Genomic DNA, 17,443 nt, shown 5'->3' with positions numbered 1-17,443 from the left:
TTCAAGACGACTTGCGATCCTAATGACTGATCATTTTTTCAGCAACCCGGCATTCTCCAGGGCAGTGGATACCTGTGTGGCATATGATTTTGCGAAAGACTCGAGGCTATTGGGATTATACGTTTCAGACTGGCCAGACCATACCAGTTTGCCCTCCTGGGTCAGATCATACAGGTTGCTTTCCAGGAAATAGGTTTTGTCGGTAGTATAATATCCGGGAGAATAAGCGCTGCCCCACATATAGCCATAATAGCCCCAGAAACGGCCATAGTAGCCGAATGCAGGATAAGGTGCATAGCCCATGGAACCTGGTACATATCTTCTTTCAGATTCTTTATTCACCAGTGATACTGTAAGCACGGAAGTATAGCCGGCGGCTCTCATCCGTTCTCCGGCGGCTGTTTTATCTGCTTCACGGGTGGGATCAAACTTAGGTGGAAAGATGTCGGCGCCCCGTCCGGCTACGATTCCGCGTTTCTGTAGTGCTTCCGCCAACCTTGATTCAACCGTTTGCTGCGCGCCCATATTGGAGGTCAGCGCTGCTACCACCATGTTATGAAACCCAGAAGAGGGTGCCTCCGGCGCTTTCCAGGTACCGGTCATATGTACCGTAGTGCCACAGGCTCCTAACAGTAGTATTGCAGCAAGCAGTGCTGACAAAAGGATTGATTTCATAGTTGTAATGTTTTAGTGGAACCTAATGGATTACATAAAGAAAACACTTTACCGGCCTGAAAAGTTTTACCGGCCGGTGAATGCATACATTCCGGGCGCTTTCGTTTTTTACCGGCAATAATCCCGCTTCTGCCGTAAAATGGGGGTAGCCCACCAGTAGCGTATTTCCTGGCTTTTATGTGCGGGATACATTTGTATAAAAATCGCTGCAAATGCTGGCCACTGCTATCTTACAGGTTCTGCTCCATCTGCTTACAACTGGTTTCCCGATGTTGTTGCTGCACCTTATTTATCACCATGCGACCAGTACAGCCACCTTATTTCCCTTTAACCAGATCCGGCATACTGGTTTACAGGAGCGGCTGGCCGATATTGTGATAGCGGCGGTATTGTTGTTGCTTCCTCTGCCGTCGATATTGGCGCATAGCCGGTTATGGCAGTATACCTGTTATTGTTTGCGAAGCTTTACGCTGGCAGAAGAATGGCATACCTGGAAGGAGTTGTATCACTGGAATCCTGAAAAAGCCTGGGTGGCCACTGCTACCGCTGCTATTCGTCTTCATTAGGCAGGCGCAACGCGCAGGCAACGCGATAAAATTCATATCCTTTTTCCGACCGTTCCGGCAGGTATCGTTGGCGGTATTGGGCAGCTCCCTGGTCCTGCTGCAGCGCAAAATGATATTGGCCCAGGTATGCCGCCAGTTCTTCCGGTTCGAAGCCGAAGGTCCATCGCTCTTCCAGGGCAGCTACATCTTCCAGCAATCTGGGGCCGCCCAAAAATGCAGCAGGGTTACGGAGTACCTCCTGGTGTACATAGGTGAAGATCACCGTAGATCCGGGGGCAAAACGTTGCAGGAAACTGAAGGTATTGTCGATGGCGTGCTTATCGAGATAATTGGTAACACCTTCCCAAATGATGGCAGTGGGCACGCTAAAATCGAAGTGATGCTGCGCTGCCAGCTGGTCGAGACTTTGTTTATTGAAGTCTATCTGGTAATAGAATATGTTCGCCGGCATATGATGCACCCGTAATGCTGCCTGTTTATAGGCGGAGGTATTAGGATGGTCTATCTCCACGACTTTTAGGTGTTTTAATGCCGGCAAACGCAGGCCACGGGTATCAAACCCTGCACCCAATATGAATACTTGTTGTGCGCCCGTGTCAACGGATTGCAATAGCAATTCGTCAATATATTTCGTACGTGCGATACCGGAGGACAGGGCTCCAGGAATTTTCTTTCTAACGATCCGTTCCACAAAGGCTCTCCAGCCGGGAATGGAGCAGAGTCGTACCGCCCATTTTAAGCCATTGTCGAGGAACCTGGAGGCAAATGGGTCGGCAAATAATCTTTTCCTGGGTGAGCGCGTAGTTTCCAATGCTCTGAATAACGCCATGTACTGCGCTGTTCTGCTGGTAACATTGGCTTTCATAGATCATAGATTTTAACGACAGGTAAATAGTTATCAATATAACTAAAAAAAGCCAGCTATCCGGGAGCATAGTTTCATTGGGAGAAAACATTACTTCTAAGCCCTTTCCCGTGTATAAACTGTAAAAGGCGGCGGTGGACAGGCTTTCCAGCTGATGCCGGAAAGCGAATAATTTTCGCCCAGATGATTATTGCGATTATTTCAAAAAAATACCTAATTTTAGAAAAAAATCTAAATCGCGTTGCAAAAATGAGTCACCCATTAAATATTGACAAATTAGACCTGCAAATCATTTCAGAAATGTCAACCGATGCCAGTATTTCCTATGCTGAATTAGGAAAGAAGCTCTTTGTATCTGGTGGTACTATTCATGTGCGCATTAAGAAATTACATGAAATGGGGGTCATTAAAGGGACGCGTTTACAGGTAAACCTGCGTGCCATCGGCTATGATGTACTGGCCTTTATAGGTATTTACCTGGAAAAAAGTTCGCTGTATGAAACCGTAGCCAAACAGCTGTTAAAGATTCCGCAGATTGTAAGGCTGAACTATACTACCGGCTCGTATAGTATGTTTGCAGAAATCATTTGCAAAGACAGCGGCGAGTTGCGTAAAATTTTACAGGACGATCTCCAGCACATTAAGGGAATAGAGCGTACAGAAACCATTATATCCCTGGAGGAGAGCTTTTCCAGGCCGATTAACGTGAGTGAAGCTATTTAAGACAACAACCGTTTTGTTGATATGCGCTGCCCGTAAAAGGCAGCGCTTTTTTATGTTATGTTTTTATAGTAAGGACTGCTACTCATTATTATCTACTACCAACTTCCTGGCATCGCGGGTACCGGCGTAGAGCTCATATTCCAGCAGGCGACAGTCGATTGTACTATTATAAAACTCGATTCTTCTTTTCGCTTTCAGGCCTATTTTCTTGGCCAGTTCCAGGTTGCCGGTAAACACGTAGCCGTGGTAACCGCCGCAGCGCTGCTTCATGAAATCGCCGATACGGCCATAGGTTTCTTCCAGCGCTTCTATTTCGCCGAGGCGCAGTCCATATTCCGGGTTCATGTATACAACGCCGGCAGCATTGGCAGGCACTTCTGTAGCAGCAAAATCGCAGACCCTGAATTCTATCATGTCCTGCACGCCCGCGGCCTTTGCATTTTTACGTGCATTCACGATAGCCATGTCGCTAAGATCGGTAGCAATAATGCGTAAGCCGGGCACTTCTACTATCTGTTTTTCCAGGATGCCCCGCTCTTCGAGGTACACCGCCTCGTTATAACCTTGCAGGTGCATAAAGGCGTAGTTGTCGCGGAACAGGCCGGGACGGCTGTTGGTGGCTATCAGTGCCGCTTCTATGGCCACAGTACCAGAGCCGCACATCGGGTTGATAAAGGGGCTCTTGCGGTCCCATTTCGTAGCAAGGATGGTGGACGCTGCAAGGGCTTCCAGCATAGGCGCGCGACCGGGAATTTTGCGATAACCATGGCGGGCCAGCGAATCACCGCTGGTATCTACAAAAACTTCTGCCTTTTCATTTTTCCAAAACAGGTGAATCACGGCGCCACTCAGCTCTGCGCCGGTAGAAGGGCGTTTCCCTGTTTTAGCACGCAAACGGTCTACCACAGCGTCTTTTACACGGAGATTGGCAAACATGCTGTTATTGATGGTATCATTCTGCACGTTGCTGGTGATAGAAAAATATCCATCTGCCGGAAGAATTGTTTCCCAGGGATAGCTATGCAATGCCTGATAAATATCATCCGCATCGGTGGCCTCAAATTGTTTCAGGCTATAAAGTACCTGGCTGCCGCAGCGCAGCTGCAGGTTTAAACGGATACACTCGTTGACAGATGCCTGCAACCGTACGCCAGTCACAAATGTTTCATCAATTGTAAATCCCAGTTCTTTTACTTCCTGTTCCAGGAAGGGTGTCAGGCGTTTGTTACAGGTAACTGTAACCGTTCCCTTGGTAGTGTATAATGACATAAGGCGGCAAATTTACCAATCTTTATGATAATCGCCGTTCATTCCTTAATTTAACCGCCTCATTAGATCCTGTTTTATATGCGATATTGTTTTATGCTGCTGTTGCTGGCAGTGTTTTATTTCCCGGCACAAGCGCAGCTGAAAGCCACACTGGTGCGTAATAAGCTGATCATGGAAAAGCCGGTCACCCCTTCCAGCCATGCATCTACCATCACTGCCCTTCCCGGCGGACAATTACTGGCAGCCTGGTTTGGCGGTAAGGAAGAAGGCAGTAAGGACGTGGTGATATGGGCATCTGTGTATAAAAACAACCAATGGCATCAACCTGTACAACTGGCAGATGGGATTATCAATGATACACTGCGGTATCCTTGCTGGAACCCGGTGCTGTTCCGCACCCGGGCAGGGCTGCTTTGCCTGTTTTACAAGATAGGCCCCAATCCGCGGGAATGGTGGGGCATGGCCCGTTACAGCCATGACAACGGCGTTAGCTGGTCATCTCCGGAAAAACTACCTGCCGGTATTTTAGGACCTATTAAAAATAAATGCATACAGCTGCCTGATGGGCATCTGCTGCATCCCTCCAGTACAGAGAGTGTGACAGGCAACGTATGGGTATCGCATATGGAAATCAGTGACAGCAGCGGGCATGCTTGGAAGAAAATAAACATCAACTGCGACACTTTCGGTGTCATACAGCCTACCCTGCTCTCTTATAAAGACGGGAAGTTACAGGCGCTGTTCCGCAGCAGGCAGAATGTGGTGGCCAGCAGCTGGTCGGCCGATAATGGAGCTTCCTGGAGCGCGGTGAGTGGCCTGTCTCTCCTCAATCCCAACTCAGGTATCGATGCTGTTACCAGGCCCGATGGATGGCAGGTGCTGGTATATAACCCCACCAAATCGGGAAAGGATTGGTCTAATGGCCGCAATGAGCTGAGAGTAGCCGTGTCGAAAGATGGACTGCAATGGAAAGATGTGTATACATTGGAGAAACATGCAGGCGGCGAATATAGCTATCCTGCTATTATCGCCACCGCAGATGGTTTGGTACACATTACGTATACCAGTGACCGTAAGAATATCCGGGAAGTAACTTTATCGCTGCGATAAGGATTAGTTCCAGATTTCGTTGGCGGCAGTCAATATGATAGGCGCCTGATCGGTTACCACAATGGTATGTTCGTGCTGGGCTACAAATCCACCCCTATTGCCGATGAGCGTCCAGCCATCGTTGCTTTGATTGGCAAAAGAAGATTTGGTAGAGATAAATGTTTCAATAGCGACCACTCCATTTCTTTTAAACCGGGTTTTATTGAAGCGAACATAACAATTGAGGATATCGTCTGGCGCTTCGTGGAGGCTGCGGCCTACGCCATGTCCGGCCAGGTTGCGAATTACCGTGAACCCTGACTTTCCGGCTTCGGTTTCTATAAATCGTCCCAGGTCGGCCACACGGGAACCTGTTTTGATGCGGTGAATCGCTTTATAGAGAATAGATCTTGATGCATCTACCAGCGCCTGGTGGTGATGGATATCTTCTCCCAACACGAAAGAGCCCCCATTGTCGGACCAATAGCCATCCAGCTCGGCGGATACATCGATATTTACCAGGTCGCCTTCCTGCAATACTTTCGTTTCGGAAGGAATGCCATGTGCCACTTCATTATTAACGCTGATACAGGTCCAGCCGGGGAAGCCATAAGTAAGTCTGGGTGCGGATTTTGCGCCTAAAGCATTTAATATTTCTCCGCCAAAATCATCGATTTCCCGGGCAGTCATACCCGGTTTGGCATAGTTCCTCATTTCTTTCAGGGTGACCGCTACCGCGTTGCTGACCCTTTTCATGCCATTGAGTTCTGCTTCGGAATTGATAGACATATTTTTTATTTAAAAGTACTGATTAATTAAATAATAAAGTCTCTCCTGTAACGGGAGAGACTTTTCAAGACAATTTCAATAGGGAGCTAAATCGCTTCCATGGCGATAAAGCTGGCATTACTGAATATATTTGGGTGGTACTTCATCCGTGAGCCATACCCCATTGGCCGACAGGTAAAACACCCAACCATCGCGATGCATTTGCCCACTGTGTATGGTAAGGATAAGCGGTAAGCCTCTCCTGCTGCCTACTTTCCGGGCGGTACCCAAGTCTTCCGACAAGTGTACATGTTGGCGGCTAATCTTCTGTATGCCGGTGTTCCTGATCTGTTGCACGAATTTACCTACTGTACCATGATAGAGGTATTCCGGCGGTGTAGCCGGGGGCAGATCCAGGGAAATATTCAGCGAAAGCGAATGTCCCTGGCTGGCCCTGATCCTGGTTTTATCTTCGTTGAACGCGAAGCGTTGTTTATCGTTTTCAGCCACCATCGATTCCAGCTCGGTGCTTGAGAAGTGGAATCCATGTGCTTTACATTGTTGCAGTAAAGTAGCTACATCGGCCCAGCCATGGGCATCGAGCGGTAGTTGTACTTTGTCCGGGTTATGCCGGAGAATAAGACTCAGCAATTTGCTGATAGCTTTTGGTGTCATGTTTATTTCAATTGATCCCGTACCGTCATGAGCGCGTAACCTAATAGGTTTTCGCCGCGCCACAGGCTAGGATTTTCCGCATGTTCGTGGGTTTCCGCCATGCCTATTCCCCAGATACGATCCATGGGGCTGGCTTCTACCAATATACGTTCCTGCGTGTTAAGTAAAAATTTTTTCAATGCGGGGTCCTGTGAAAACTTATGATAGTTACCGGTAACCACTATATCAAATTTATGGGCGTTCCAGGTAGGCTGGTCAAAATTTTTCACCTGTTGTCCCAGTTTCTTGACCTCCGCGGGAGCAGTCGCCTGCAATATCTTTTCCAGTGTAACGGGGTCATTAAAGAGACGGGCTTTTCCCGCCATCATCCAATGTTCCGCCGTTTTATAGGTAATACCGTCTACGGTAAAATTGCTTTTCCACCACTGTCCAAGGCAGGAGGCGGTAATTTGTCCGTTTGGCGCCACTAGTGGCTTCCAGAAGAAAACAAATTTTAATCGCTCTTTCGCTTCATACCTGGCTAACAGCCATTCGTTATTATACTGCATGATGTTGAAATTCGTTGTTAAATGCGTTACGGTTATGCTGTTTCTCTGAAGTATCATACACGGCAAATACAATGTTTGTGAAGGCGTGTTGGAATACTTCGTTGTGGCAGATATGATGTGCCAGCCAACGGGCGATATCGGCCGGGTTGTTTCTGAAAACGCCACATCCCCACGCTCCCAATATCAGGGTAGTTTGTTTGTTGGCTACCGCAACAGATAATAGTTTTTCGATCCTTGCCAGCATCACGGCTTCCATATCTTTAAGGCGACCAGGTTCATTGTTGCTGATGGCGCCCGCATTCACGGCCGGGGCGGTGATGATGGATACAGAGTAGGCTTCGTCCAGCAACTCATCGCGATCGTTCCTGAACACAGGTACCAGCGGGGAATAGATCATATTGTCGGTATACAGGCAGGTGTGGGTCAACCTGTTGGCCGTATACATTTGAGGCTTGGATTTGAGGCTGGCATACAGGCCGCTGGCTCTGGACAGCGCTTCTTCCTGGGCTTGTGCACCACCCAGAAAACCTCCGCCGGGATTTTTAGCCGATGCAAAGTTCAGGCAGCATACGTCGGAGATACCTTCTTTTACGATCAGTCGATATGCGGCGGCAAACGTGGTTTCACCGGTAACGGTTATACGAAGCGGTGTTGCCGGCTGATCTTTTAACTGCTGATCTCTTTGTATGAATACGATATCAAAATCTCCGGGTTTATAATGTATCGTGTTGGCCACGCTGTATTGCAGCGCTGCGCTTATATCAATGAGGTGGTTGTGTTGATTCCGGTAACAGCCTTTGTCCATTATATCCAGCGTTTCGTAAGCCGTGGCTATTCTTTTGCTCTTGTTCATGTGGTTGTAGTTTTTCAGCAGGGTTGTTGGAATAATGCCGGGGGTTAACATAATTCCATAGTACAGCTGAGGGTTCAATCACTTGTTTACGTCATTATGACGCAAAGTAAAAGAATATTTACGACTTCGCCACATTTTTTTTTGGGAGAAGGAGGAAAAGACATTTTTTTCAACACTCCCGGGCATTTATTTGTTAAACATAACAGGTGGCCATAAAATTAATTTGGAATTCAATTGTGTACAATTTAATTTTACACAATAAATAAAATATTTTATGGCCACATTTGAAAGTATATACACAGCACACGCCACCGTAGTGGGTGGCAGGAATGGACATGTAACCTCTTCCGACGGGGTATTGGACCTGGATGTTCGCATACCAAAGGAAATGGGTGGCAGCGGCGGCGCTTACACCAATCCTGAACAATTATTTGCTGCAGGCTATGCCGCTTGTTTCGACGGCGCGCTGAACCTGGTGATCAGAACAGAAAAGGTACGTACCGGTACTACCCGGGTAACTGCCGCAGTTAGTTTAGGAAAAGATGAAGCGGGGAATTATGGCCTGGCCGTAAAACTGGAAGTAGCCATCCCGGATACAGACCGTGAGCTGGCACAGTCACTGATAGAAAAGGCGCACCAGGTATGTCCTTATTCCCGGGCAACCCGTGGTAATATAAACGTTGAATTAGCGCTGATATAAACCAGATTATATGCAGGTACTTATTGTATTGACCTCGCACAGCGAGTTAGGCAATACTGGTCATAAGACCGGTTTTTGGGTAGAGGAGTTTGCCGCCCCTTACTATGTGCTGGCAGATGCGGGGGTAGAAATCACCCTGGCTTCTCCGAAAGGTGGTCAGCCACCCATAGATCCGAAGAGTGAGCTGGCCGAATTTCAAACCGCTGCCACCGAGCGCTTTAAGCGGGACGCTGCCTTGCAGGAAAAGCTGGCACATACCGTAAAGCTGAATGAAGTGGATGCGGCAGACTATGACGCGGTGTTCTATCCCGGCGGTCATGGCCCGTTGTGGGACCTGGCCAATGACCCCGGCTCTGTTTCCCTGATAGAAGCCTTCTATCGTCAAAATAAACCAGTAGCCTTTGTTTGCCATGCTCCCGGAGCACTGCTAAAGGTAAAAGGTCCCAACGGCGAGCCTTTGGTAAAAGGTAAGGAAGTGACCGGCTTTAGTAATGCAGAAGAAGAGGCGGTACAGCTCACCAGTGTAGTGCCGTTCCTCTTGGAAGATGAATTGAAAAAGTTAGGTGGCTTTTACAGCAAGGGGCCTGACTGGCACCCTTATGCCCTGAAAGACGGCTTATTGATCACCGGGCAAAATCCGGCATCTTCTGAGGAAGTGGCTAAAATATTAATTGAAACATTAGCTTAGCTTTGCGTTGTTAAATCAAGTCAATTGAAACAACTGAAATTATCCAATCAGCTTTGCTTTTCGTTTTACGCATTATCAAGGCTGGTAACCTCGCATTACCAGCCTTTTTTAAATGCGATAGACCTTACGTATCCCCAATACCTGGTAATGTTATCGCTGTGGGAACATGAAACGTTATCGGTGAAAGCGCTGGGAAAATTGCTAATGCTCGATTCCGGGACCCTCACGCCGTTGTTAAAGAGACTGGAAAGCAAAAGACTGATTAAACGGGCTCGGAGCAAAACGGACGAGCGGATCGTGAACATCCAGTTAACCGCAGCCGGAACGGAGCTGAAAGCCCGGGCGGCAGATATCCCCGAAAAAATCAGTTGCAGTATGGGATTCACCCCGGAAGAATATCAGACCCTGAAACCTATGATCAACGACATCCTGCAACGGAACCAGGAAGCATAGTTTTTTTTTGCATAGCTGGCATTTTTTCGCATAATCTATTATCTTTCTTACTGAACCTATTTTGTACGCGAAAGAATGCTTTACCCACTTTTAACTACTTCCACGCTATGTACCATTTTAACATCAATCGCCGTCGTTTTTTAAAAGGAGCTACGGCTACCCTCGCACTTTCCGCTATAGGCGCCAGCGCGCTCGATTTCATTTATCCTGACAAGCCTTTGCGGGTGGCGCTGATCGGTACCGGTTGGTATGGCAAGAGCGACCTTTTCCGGCTTATACAGGTAGCGCCGGTGAAAGTGATCGCCTTATGCGATGTTGACAAAAACATGCTGCAGGCGGCTGCTGATATGGTACGCCAACGACAGGTTTCCCATGAAACGCCGAGGCTGTATAACGACTATCGAAAGCTCCTGTCTGAAAATGAGCTGGACATTGTACTAATAGGAACACCCGACCACTGGCACGCCCTGCAAACCATTGCTGCGCTGGAAGCTGGCGCCAATGTATATGTACAGAAACCGATCAGCGTAGATGTGATCGAAGGCGAAGCCATGGTAGCAGCCGCACGCAAATATGGTAAGGTAGTGCAGGTAGGTACCCAGCGGAAAAGTACTCCCCACCTGATAGATGCAAAAAAGAATATCGTAGACGCAGGCCTGCTGGGCAAAATATCCCATGTAGAAATGTGCTGCTACTATCATATGCGCAATAACGGTAACCCTCCGGTGCAGGCGGTACCTGATTATTTTGACTACGAGATGTGGACAGGCCCCGCTCCCCTGCGCCCTTACGACGGCCTCCCCCATGTACGCTGGTGGCGTACTTTTATGGAATACGGCAATGGCATTATGGGCGATATGTGTATTCATATGTTTGATACCGTGCGCTGGATGCTGCAACTGGGCTGGCCCAAGCGCATCAGTTCTACCGGCGGTATCTATGTGCAGAAAGAAGGAAAATCGAATATCTCCGATACCCAGTCGGCCATCTTTGAATACGAAGAACTGAACTGCGTGTGGCAGCACCGTACCTGGGGCACGCCGGCAGATCCAAAATACCCGTGGGCATTTAAATTATATGGAGAAAAAGGAACGCTGGCTGCCAGCACCATGTCTTACGATTTCATACCTGCCGACAATGGCACTCCTATTCATAAAGATGTAGTATACGAAAAGGAAAAATACCCGGAAGACCTGACCGAACCGGCTATTGAATTAAATGCAGCTCCCGCTACGCGCCTGCATATGCTCAACTTCCTGGGCGCCATTAAAAATGGCGGACGCCCCGTGGCGGATATCGAAGAAGGACATATTTCCACGGCCAGCTGTATTCTCGCCAATATATCCATGCAACTGGGACGCCCCGTAGTATACAACCCGCAGCAACGGATTATTACCGGCGATCCGGCCGCCACGGCTTTGTTACAACGCCCCTACCGGTCGCCCTGGCAACACCCGGCAGTCTAAAAAACAACATTAAATTATCATGATAAAATATGTTTTGTTATTATAAGTACACTTATTATATTTGCACTTATAAAATATTACTCACATCAAAAACATTACTATCATGTGGTCACAATCTCATACTATCGTCACCAAAGCCGCTACCAAAGAACAAATGTGGAAACTTTTTGCCGACGTTAACAACTGGCATACCTGGGATAACGGTATTGAATATGCCCGACTGGATGGAAAATTTGAAAAGGGCAACCATTTCCTGCTTAAACCCAAAAATGGCCCCAAAGTGAAAATTGAGTTATTTGACATCGTTCCTAATAAAAAGTTTGTAGACCTCACCCGCTTTCCACTGGCTAAAATGTACGGTGAGCATACCTTTGAAGAAACACAGGAGGGGTTGAAAATCACCACTACAATGACGGTATCCGGCGCCCTTGGATTTTTATGGAAGAAGATAGTAGCGCAGGATATTGTGAACGGTTTACCTGCTGATATGGAAAATCAAATCCAGGTAGCGAGCAAACTATAATTACTTTTGCAAAAAAATGGGCGATGAAGAAAGAAGACAATCCATTTAGTGTAACCGAAGCGGAAGAGAGTCCGGGGTTTCTGCTGTGGCAGGTAACCAGTTTATGGCAACGGGAAATCCGCAAGGCGCTCGAGAAATATGATCTAACTCATTCGCAGTTTGTACTGCTGGCCAGTACCCTGTGGCTTACCCGGCAAAACGAGCCAGTGACACAGATCCTGCTCTCTGCCCACTCCAAGATAGATCCGATGACAACTTCCACAGTGTTGCGCACCCTGCAAACAAAAGGCCTGCTGGAGAGAAGGGAACATGCCACAGACACCCGGGCTAAAACCGTAGCATTGACGGCCAACGGTGAAAAGATCACCCGGCAGGCCATCAAAGTGGTGGAGCAGTTTGATGCCGATTTCTTTGCTCCTCTGGGCAGCAAGACCAGCGAATTTAATAAAAAGCTACGCCAGCTGTTACAACAGTAATTTTTAATATATACGTTGACGTTAGTAACCGGGAATAAACCGGCTCCAGATGTTCCGGAGCCGATGAAAAGGGTTTCCTGCATTCCCTCCTATTCCCGGATAATTTTCACCTGGGCAGGCGCTTTAATATCTGACTGAATTTTCCCGTTTGCCAGGCGTGTATGCTTTACCTTTACCACGCCGTAGGGCGTTGGGAAAGTACCTTCTGCAAACGTAAGGTCTCCCAGGTGAGGCACTACCCTGATCACGCGGCAGCCGGGTTCCACCACCGAAATACCCAATATATGCTCTGTTAACCAGGGTGTAGGCCCGGAAGCCCAGCCATGGCATAAACTATGGCGGAATCCCTTGTAACAGTAAGCGCCATAATCGCCGTGAATATCTTTTTGGCCCGGCTGCAACAGGGTATCGATGCGCGCAGCGCCGGGCAGCCAGTCCATATTAAAATCTTCCCAGAAAGTAGTGGCGCCCAGCTTCAGCATAGCGCCCCAGTAGGTGCGAATATCGTTTAGCCCTCCCTGGTAGTCGCCGGCTTTAGCTTTTGCCTGCAGCATATAGTAACCGTAAAATGTGGAGTAATCTTTTACACCTCCTACGGATAAAATCTCCTGGTTAATTTTTTCTGCCGGCACCAGGCCCGCCAATGCCAGCAAAGCAGCTGCCTGCTTGGAACCATTGGCATCCGGCACATTTTTTTTCAGCCGTGCAATAGCCGCTTCGCATTGCCGCACAGCAGCGTCATCTTTCAGCACTTTGCTGAGATCAGCCCCCGCCTTGAGGGTCATGATCATCATGGCCTGCAGGCCCGCATGTATACCGGGTTTATTTTCACTGGAAGGCCAGTCAAGGAACCTTGTACCATCGTTCAGGTCTTCACTATTATTGGCATCGATTTTCTTACATAAATGATCCAGCAGTCCTTTCAGGTACGCGGCCTGCTGTTGCAGGTACGCCTTGTTACCGGTATGTTGATACCAGTCGCGCTGGATCAGCACCCACCACATAGAATAAGACACCATGCCGTTCATATACTGCGGTATTGGTGTAATATCTCTCGACAAATCGAGGCTGCGGGGCACCACGTCATTATACCCAAATACGGCGCTGATTGTGGATGTTTCGGGATGCATATCGCCTATCCATACCAGGCGATCTCGTTTAATACCATCCCACAGATAGTCCTGCATATTGAGGTGCACAGTATAGGCGCCGGTCAGCCATATGTTGTTGAGTAGCTCGTCGCTGCACTTGAACGAGCCGAGGTAGGGCAAATCGCGGTATACGAAAATGGCCCTCACCTCTTTAAGTTGTAGTTCTGCATTATCATCGAGCAAATCTATACGCACAAAACGAAAGCCGGTGTTGCCCACTTCCAGTTTGCCCAACCAGGGCACTTCCACCACCATATCCCGTACCGCATGATCGTTGGTGGCATTTTTTGAAGGTTCTATGTCGCTCATCGCTTCACTGACCGATTCGCCAAAGCGCACCCGTAGCTTTAGGGGTTTCCCGCTTTTATACATGCCGGTTACCAGTTGCAGGCCGCCATGGAGTTCTTTTCCAAAATCAAACAGGATGGCTGGATGGGCTGCGGCAGTACTTTTCAGCACACACATATTTTGATTGGCCAGATCGGCCTGGCCATTGCCGGGCAACAGGAAACGGGCTGCATTGGTAATGGTGGCGCCGCCAGCGTTGGGTGTTTGCCAGGTAATCTTTTCCGGAGACAGGTAACGTCGTACGGTGGCGGTGGTTTGTACCGTCGCCATGCGGCCGCTGTCGAATACTGGTGGCAGTTGAGCCAGGAGAGTGTTTCCCCATAATAACAAGGCGCTGAAGGACGCCAGCCAGGTGCGTATTTTCATGATGATTTTCCTGTGTTTATTCCGTTAATATTTGATGGCTACCAGTTTTACCGGTCCTAACAAACCTGCGGACTGATAAGTAGCCTGCGGTGTATAGGGGTTTACGTTACTCCAGGTTTTACATGCTTCGGGTGGCAATTTACTATCGCCAATCAGCCGGTTTACCCAGGTATTCACCACTTCCACGGTAATTTTATTGACGCCTTTCTTTAGGGCATGCTGTACATTTACGCGGTAGGGAGCCGTCCATACCGTTCCCAGGTCGGCACCATTCAGTTTTACCTTGCCCATAGCAGTTAAATTACCCAGGTCGAGGTAAACGGTGTGGCCTGCCGGTATATTGCTTATTGTAAAAGAGGTTTCATAAACGGCGGTGCCGGAATAATCACGGATTTGTTCGTTGTCGTGTTTACTCCAGTCGATCAGTTGCTTAAATATCACGGGCTTTGCCGGTCCCCGCCTGTCTGCATCGAACTTCACTTTCCAGGCGCCCGCCAAAGTTGTAAGCACTACAGGTTCCGGGAAGTTAATATGCCCGTTACCGTTATTAGTTGCTGCTTTCCTGAACACTACAAAACCGCTCTCATAGGGCGCTAACGTTAACGGCACTACGATATGCGACGATTGCATGGTAAACTCAGGCAAATCGCGGATTTCGCCGGAAACGGCATCCCACCATTCCGGCTGACGGCCGGTAACACGAAATGCAGGCTGCAATGTAATAGGCTGGTCTGATTGGTTGGTAAGGAAGTAAAGGTCACCCATATCGCCGCTGCGGTGTGCATACAATACATTTTCCGGCAGCTGGGCTACATCAGCAGGGAGTTGCAGGATGTCGAGGGCGGCCTTCATATCTTTGCCACTGAGTACCTGTCCTCTACCATATGCATGACGAGCGCTTTGTTCACTGCCCCACAACGCCATGGCCTGTTGCTGTACATGTGCATCGGCAGCAGGAAAATGCTGCAGGCTGGGCGATCGTTTGGGGGCGGGCCCCAGGATGGTGGCGCCTTCCTTTACCAGGGCTGCTATCTTCTCCAGTAATGCCGGCCGCATGGTTTCCAGCTGGGGTATTACCAGCAGGCGATAACTCATGCCATCCGGCAACACCAGCTTTCCATCGCGCACCTGCAGCCTATCCAGGATCACTTCCGCATTGATGTAATCGTAGGAATACCCCGCGGGCAGTTCCGGTTCGCGGACACCTGTCATTTTAGGGGCATCTTCCCCGATGAAATACGCAATATCGTTCACGGCCTTACCTTGCTGTAAAAGGTAATTACATCTCCTGATATAATCTACAAAAGCTTTACCCTGGTAAAACCAGGTATTCTTCCGGTTAAATTCTGTCCCGAAGCCCGCGTTCACACCGGGTTCGCGATCCTCGTAAGGCTGGGTGATGAATACGTGCAACAGGGTATGATTAATACCTTCTGTGAAGGACCAGTCGCCCCGGCGCTTGAGCAGCGCCGGATATCGGGCAAAGGCAGCGCCGCCGGCGGTAAACGATTCTGCAGCTACGCGCGTTTTCCCATAAATATGTGCCGCAGAAGAGGCGGCCCTGCACTCAATATTTCCCAGGGTACCTTCATTCCAGAATTCACCAGCCACTTCATCCGACTGCCCTCCGTACTTCAGGAACTCCGATGGAAAGCCCCAGTGGCCGTAGTTTTCCAGCCATAGTTTCAACCCGTCTTTATGACTGGCTTTGCGAAGGCCGGCCACATATTTATAAGCCACGCGGTCGGCTATGAGGCGGCGCAGGTCCCACAGGAAGCGGTCTGACTGATCGGGGCTACCTACTACCCTGCCGGACAACACCGGCAGCCAGGGCAAAGGATCATAGCCATATTGACGGGCAAAATCTTCAGCCATATCGTCGGTCCAGTTCTGAGAACCGGTTTCATAGCTATCGGCCACCACCCATTTTAATGCGCTGCGCTCCGCCGCAGGAATGCTTTGGCGGATTTTACCGATAAAGGAATCATAATGATGTTGCAACCAGCTGTCATTGATCTTATCTATCTCCAATCCCGTTCCTTCCGGCGATGCCGGCGCATTGGTAACGCCGGTGGGTAGCATACCATAGCGTATTACAATCCAGTTACCCGCCGGTACCTGCCAATGTAGTATGCCTTCCGGAGAGACGTTCTTAGTCAGGTCCACCACCTTCGAGGGATCTATTACCAGGGCAGCATCTGTTACCGGTGGCTGCTGTGGCCACTGGTATTCGTTCCACAGCGGTAAGGGCGTCTGGAACATTTTAGCCAACTGCTTCTCCTCATAACGCTCAATGCGGGGGGCCGACAGCAATTTTACTTCTGCCAGCGCCGGTTGTCCGTCGCTGATGACAAGCCTGAACTGCCTGCCTGTAGTGGCCTCAAAGGCAATAGCTACGGGTGCATAAGGTTTAAACCCTACATTGGGTTGGGGGTTGCTGCGATCGAACGCAAATGCCTTAACCTTGCGCCAGCTACCATTTTGCTTTACCTGTAATTCGAAATTTGCTTTTGAAGGTTTAGCCGCCGGGTAAATAACCAAGCTGCGGGCGGTGAAGTCCTGGCTTACTTCCAGATCGATGCTGATACTGGCAGGCTTGTTACTGCCTGTTACCACGGCTTCATCGGTTATATTTCCATCCACCAGTTGTTCAATGTGCTGATAGCCGGCGTTGGAAGTCAGGCGGGGGGCGTGTTTACTGATATCCTCTTCGTCGGCAACCGGCACAGGAAAGGCCAGTACGGCTACCTGTTGAAAGTTGGCCGCAGCGGCAGGAAGCTGCTGCGAAAGTTGTTGAGGTCCTTTGATGGTGATTTCGTTACCGGCCAGGTAACGCATCGACTGGGAAGGCTTAATCCAGGGGCCGCCACTCTGGCTCCAGCCGGGACTATTAAACATCCCTATATCCAGGCCATTCCTGGTGGCTGTACTGATAGCGGTACGGGTCACTTTCCACCATTCGTCTGAAAAAAGCCTGACTGTTCCATAGGGCACCTCTTCTTTCGCATAACCGATGTTTCCAATGAAAGCACGGCCTATCCCTATTTTCACCATTGCTTCAATATCCTTCTTTACACCTTCCTGCGAAATATTATCACTCATCCAGTACCAGTACACGCTGGGTTTTATGCTATCGGGTGGCGTGATAAAGCCTTGCTGCAATTGCGCGCTGGTGGTACTCACCAGCGCCAGCAGGCCAATAGTTGTCATTGTTCTTTTATAGAGACAGCAATTCATAGTG

General features: G+C 49.0%; 18 protein-coding genes. 9 read left to right on the top strand and 9 right to left on the bottom strand.

Going from position 1 to position 17,443, the window contains the following annotated elements:
• Window positions 1–30: 30 nt before the first annotated feature.
• Window positions 31–675, bottom strand: a complete 645-nt coding sequence (locus HGH90_RS16410; protein ID WP_168763086.1) for a DUF4136 domain-containing protein — start codon at window positions 673–675, stop codon at window positions 31–33.
• Window positions 676–887: 212 nt separating this feature from the next.
• Here HGH90_RS16410 and HGH90_RS16405 point away from each other — a divergent pair, with 212 nt between their 5' ends.
• A complete protein-coding gene (locus tag HGH90_RS16405; RefSeq protein WP_168763085.1) occupies window positions 888–1,241 on the top strand; it encodes a hypothetical protein in 354 nt (117 codons plus the stop codon).
• Here HGH90_RS16405 and HGH90_RS16400 read toward each other — a convergent pair.
• Entirely contained in the window at window positions 1,225–2,106 is an 882-nt protein-coding gene (locus HGH90_RS16400) for a class I SAM-dependent methyltransferase (RefSeq protein ID WP_168763084.1), read from the bottom strand. The genes HGH90_RS16405 and HGH90_RS16400 overlap by 17 nt on opposite strands.
• Window positions 2,107–2,355: 249 nt before the next feature.
• Between HGH90_RS16400 and HGH90_RS16395 the strand changes: the two genes are divergently transcribed.
• The gene (locus HGH90_RS16395) at window positions 2,356–2,829 is read left to right on the top strand and encodes an Lrp/AsnC ligand binding domain-containing protein (protein WP_145666780.1); all 474 of its coding nucleotides are present in this window, start codon (window positions 2,356–2,358) and stop codon (window positions 2,827–2,829) included.
• A 78-nt stretch (window positions 2,830–2,907) separates the two neighbouring features.
• Here HGH90_RS16395 and HGH90_RS16390 read toward each other — a convergent pair whose 3' ends face one another.
• Window positions 2,908–4,098 carry a class I SAM-dependent RNA methyltransferase gene (locus HGH90_RS16390; protein WP_168763083.1) on the bottom strand — a complete coding sequence of 397 codons (1,191 nt, stop codon included), beginning with the start codon at window positions 4,096–4,098 and terminating at the stop codon, window positions 2,908–2,910.
• Window positions 4,099–4,176: 78 nt separating this feature from the next.
• Here HGH90_RS16390 and HGH90_RS16385 point away from each other — a divergent pair, with 78 nt between their 5' ends.
• A complete protein-coding gene (locus tag HGH90_RS16385; RefSeq protein ID WP_169191563.1) occupies window positions 4,177–5,208 on the top strand; it encodes a sialidase family protein in 1,032 nt (343 codons plus the stop codon).
• A gap of 3 nt (window positions 5,209–5,211) precedes the next feature.
• Here HGH90_RS16385 and map read toward each other — a convergent pair whose 3' ends face one another.
• The 4 genes from map to HGH90_RS16365 form a co-directional block, all read right to left on the bottom strand.
• Complete coding sequence (gene map / locus HGH90_RS16380; protein ID WP_168763081.1) at window positions 5,212–5,976, bottom strand: type I methionyl aminopeptidase; 765 nt, start codon at window positions 5,974–5,976, stop codon at window positions 5,212–5,214.
• A gap of 117 nt (window positions 5,977–6,093) precedes the next feature.
• Window positions 6,094–6,630 (bottom strand): RNA 2'-phosphotransferase, encoded by a 537-nt coding sequence (locus HGH90_RS16375; RefSeq protein ID WP_211092907.1) that lies wholly within the window; start codon window positions 6,628–6,630, stop codon window positions 6,094–6,096.
• A 2-nt stretch (window positions 6,631–6,632) separates the two neighbouring features.
• Entirely contained in the window at window positions 6,633–7,178 is a 546-nt protein-coding gene (locus HGH90_RS16370; protein WP_168763080.1) for an NADAR family protein, read from the bottom strand.
• Entirely contained in the window at window positions 7,168–8,031 is an 864-nt protein-coding gene (locus tag HGH90_RS16365; RefSeq protein ID WP_168763079.1) for a TIGR02452 family protein, read from the bottom strand. The genes HGH90_RS16370 and HGH90_RS16365 overlap by 11 nt, the downstream gene beginning before the upstream one ends.
• 274 nt (window positions 8,032–8,305) lie before the next feature.
• On the opposite strand from HGH90_RS16365, the gene HGH90_RS16360 reads away from it, so the two are divergent.
• From HGH90_RS16360 to HGH90_RS16335, 6 genes are all read left to right on the top strand, one after another.
• On the top strand, window positions 8,306–8,731 hold the full coding sequence (locus HGH90_RS16360; RefSeq protein ID WP_168763078.1) for an organic hydroperoxide resistance protein: 426 nt from the start codon (window positions 8,306–8,308) through the stop codon (window positions 8,729–8,731).
• A 10-nt stretch (window positions 8,732–8,741) separates the two neighbouring features.
• Entirely contained in the window at window positions 8,742–9,419 is a 678-nt protein-coding gene (locus HGH90_RS16355; RefSeq protein ID WP_168763077.1) for a type 1 glutamine amidotransferase domain-containing protein, read from the top strand.
• 24 nt (window positions 9,420–9,443) lie between these two features.
• Window positions 9,444–9,872 (top strand): MarR family winged helix-turn-helix transcriptional regulator, encoded by a 429-nt coding sequence (locus HGH90_RS16350; protein WP_168763076.1) that lies wholly within the window; start codon window positions 9,444–9,446, stop codon window positions 9,870–9,872.
• Window positions 9,873–9,979: 107 nt separating this feature from the next.
• Complete coding sequence (locus HGH90_RS16345; RefSeq protein ID WP_169191562.1) at window positions 9,980–11,338, top strand: Gfo/Idh/MocA family oxidoreductase; 1,359 nt, start codon at window positions 9,980–9,982, stop codon at window positions 11,336–11,338.
• Window positions 11,339–11,441: 103 nt separating this feature from the next.
• Window positions 11,442–11,861 carry an SRPBCC family protein gene (locus tag HGH90_RS16340; protein WP_169191561.1) on the top strand — a complete coding sequence of 140 codons (420 nt, stop codon included), beginning with the start codon at window positions 11,442–11,444 and terminating at the stop codon, window positions 11,859–11,861.
• A 23-nt stretch (window positions 11,862–11,884) separates the two neighbouring features.
• The gene (locus tag HGH90_RS16335; RefSeq protein WP_168763073.1) at window positions 11,885–12,337 is read left to right on the top strand and encodes a MarR family winged helix-turn-helix transcriptional regulator; all 453 of its coding nucleotides are present in this window, start codon (window positions 11,885–11,887) and stop codon (window positions 12,335–12,337) included.
• A gap of 89 nt (window positions 12,338–12,426) precedes the next feature.
• Here the strand turns inward: HGH90_RS16335 and HGH90_RS16330 are convergent, their stop codons facing one another.
• Window positions 12,427–14,202: an alpha-L-rhamnosidase C-terminal domain-containing protein gene (locus HGH90_RS16330; RefSeq protein WP_211172650.1), complete on the bottom strand. Its 1,776-nt coding sequence runs from the start codon at window positions 14,200–14,202 to the stop codon at window positions 12,427–12,429.
• Between the two features lie 24 nt (window positions 14,203–14,226).
• Window positions 14,227–17,439, bottom strand: coding sequence for a glycosyl hydrolase (locus HGH90_RS16325; protein WP_169191560.1), 3,213 nt, complete (start codon window positions 17,437–17,439; stop codon window positions 14,227–14,229).
• Window positions 17,440–17,443: the final 4 nt, after the last annotated feature.

The sequence above is a fragment of the Chitinophaga sp. Ak27 genome, assembly GCF_012726295.1.
In the GTDB taxonomy this organism is placed as follows: Bacteria; Bacteroidota; Bacteroidia; order Chitinophagales; family Chitinophagaceae; genus Chitinophaga.
Note: the sequence above shows the minus strand (reverse complement) of the source record. Positions and strands in the feature narration are given on the sequence as shown.

Bases quoted from the DNA above. Each gene is read 5' to 3' on its own strand.
- HGH90_RS16410 (WP_168763086.1), bottom strand. From the start codon at position 675: ATGAAATCAATCCTTTTGTCAGCACTGCTTGCTGCAATACTACTGTTA.
- HGH90_RS16405 (WP_168763085.1), top strand. From the start codon at position 888: ATGCTGGCCACTGCTATCTTACAGGTTCTGCTCCATCTGCTTACAACT.
- HGH90_RS16400 (WP_168763084.1), bottom strand. From the start codon at position 2,106: ATGAAAGCCAATGTTACCAGCAGAACAGCGCAGTACATGGCGTTATTC.
- HGH90_RS16395 (WP_145666780.1), top strand. From the start codon at position 2,356: ATGAGTCACCCATTAAATATTGACAAATTAGACCTGCAAATCATTTCA.
- HGH90_RS16390 (WP_168763083.1), bottom strand. From the start codon at position 4,098: ATGTCATTATACACTACCAAGGGAACGGTTACAGTTACCTGTAACAAA.
- HGH90_RS16385 (WP_169191563.1), top strand. From the start codon at position 4,177: ATGCGATATTGTTTTATGCTGCTGTTGCTGGCAGTGTTTTATTTCCCG.
- map (WP_168763081.1), bottom strand. From the start codon at position 5,976: ATGTCTATCAATTCCGAAGCAGAACTCAATGGCATGAAAAGGGTCAGC.
- HGH90_RS16375 (WP_211092907.1), bottom strand. From the start codon at position 6,630: ATGACACCAAAAGCTATCAGCAAATTGCTGAGTCTTATTCTCCGGCAT.
- HGH90_RS16370 (WP_168763080.1), bottom strand. From the start codon at position 7,178: ATGCAGTATAATAACGAATGGCTGTTAGCCAGGTATGAAGCGAAAGAG.
- HGH90_RS16365 (WP_168763079.1), bottom strand. From the start codon at position 8,031: ATGAACAAGAGCAAAAGAATAGCCACGGCTTACGAAACGCTGGATATA.
- HGH90_RS16360 (WP_168763078.1), top strand. From the start codon at position 8,306: ATGGCCACATTTGAAAGTATATACACAGCACACGCCACCGTAGTGGGT.
- HGH90_RS16355 (WP_168763077.1), top strand. From the start codon at position 8,742: ATGCAGGTACTTATTGTATTGACCTCGCACAGCGAGTTAGGCAATACT.
- HGH90_RS16345 (WP_169191562.1), top strand. From the start codon at position 9,980: ATGTACCATTTTAACATCAATCGCCGTCGTTTTTTAAAAGGAGCTACG.
- HGH90_RS16340 (WP_169191561.1), top strand. From the start codon at position 11,442: ATGTGGTCACAATCTCATACTATCGTCACCAAAGCCGCTACCAAAGAA.
- HGH90_RS16335 (WP_168763073.1), top strand. From the start codon at position 11,885: ATGAAGAAAGAAGACAATCCATTTAGTGTAACCGAAGCGGAAGAGAGT.
- HGH90_RS16330 (WP_211172650.1), bottom strand. From the start codon at position 14,202: ATGAAAATACGCACCTGGCTGGCGTCCTTCAGCGCCTTGTTATTATGG.
- HGH90_RS16325 (WP_169191560.1), bottom strand. From the start codon at position 17,439: ATGAATTGCTGTCTCTATAAAAGAACAATGACAACTATTGGCCTGCTG.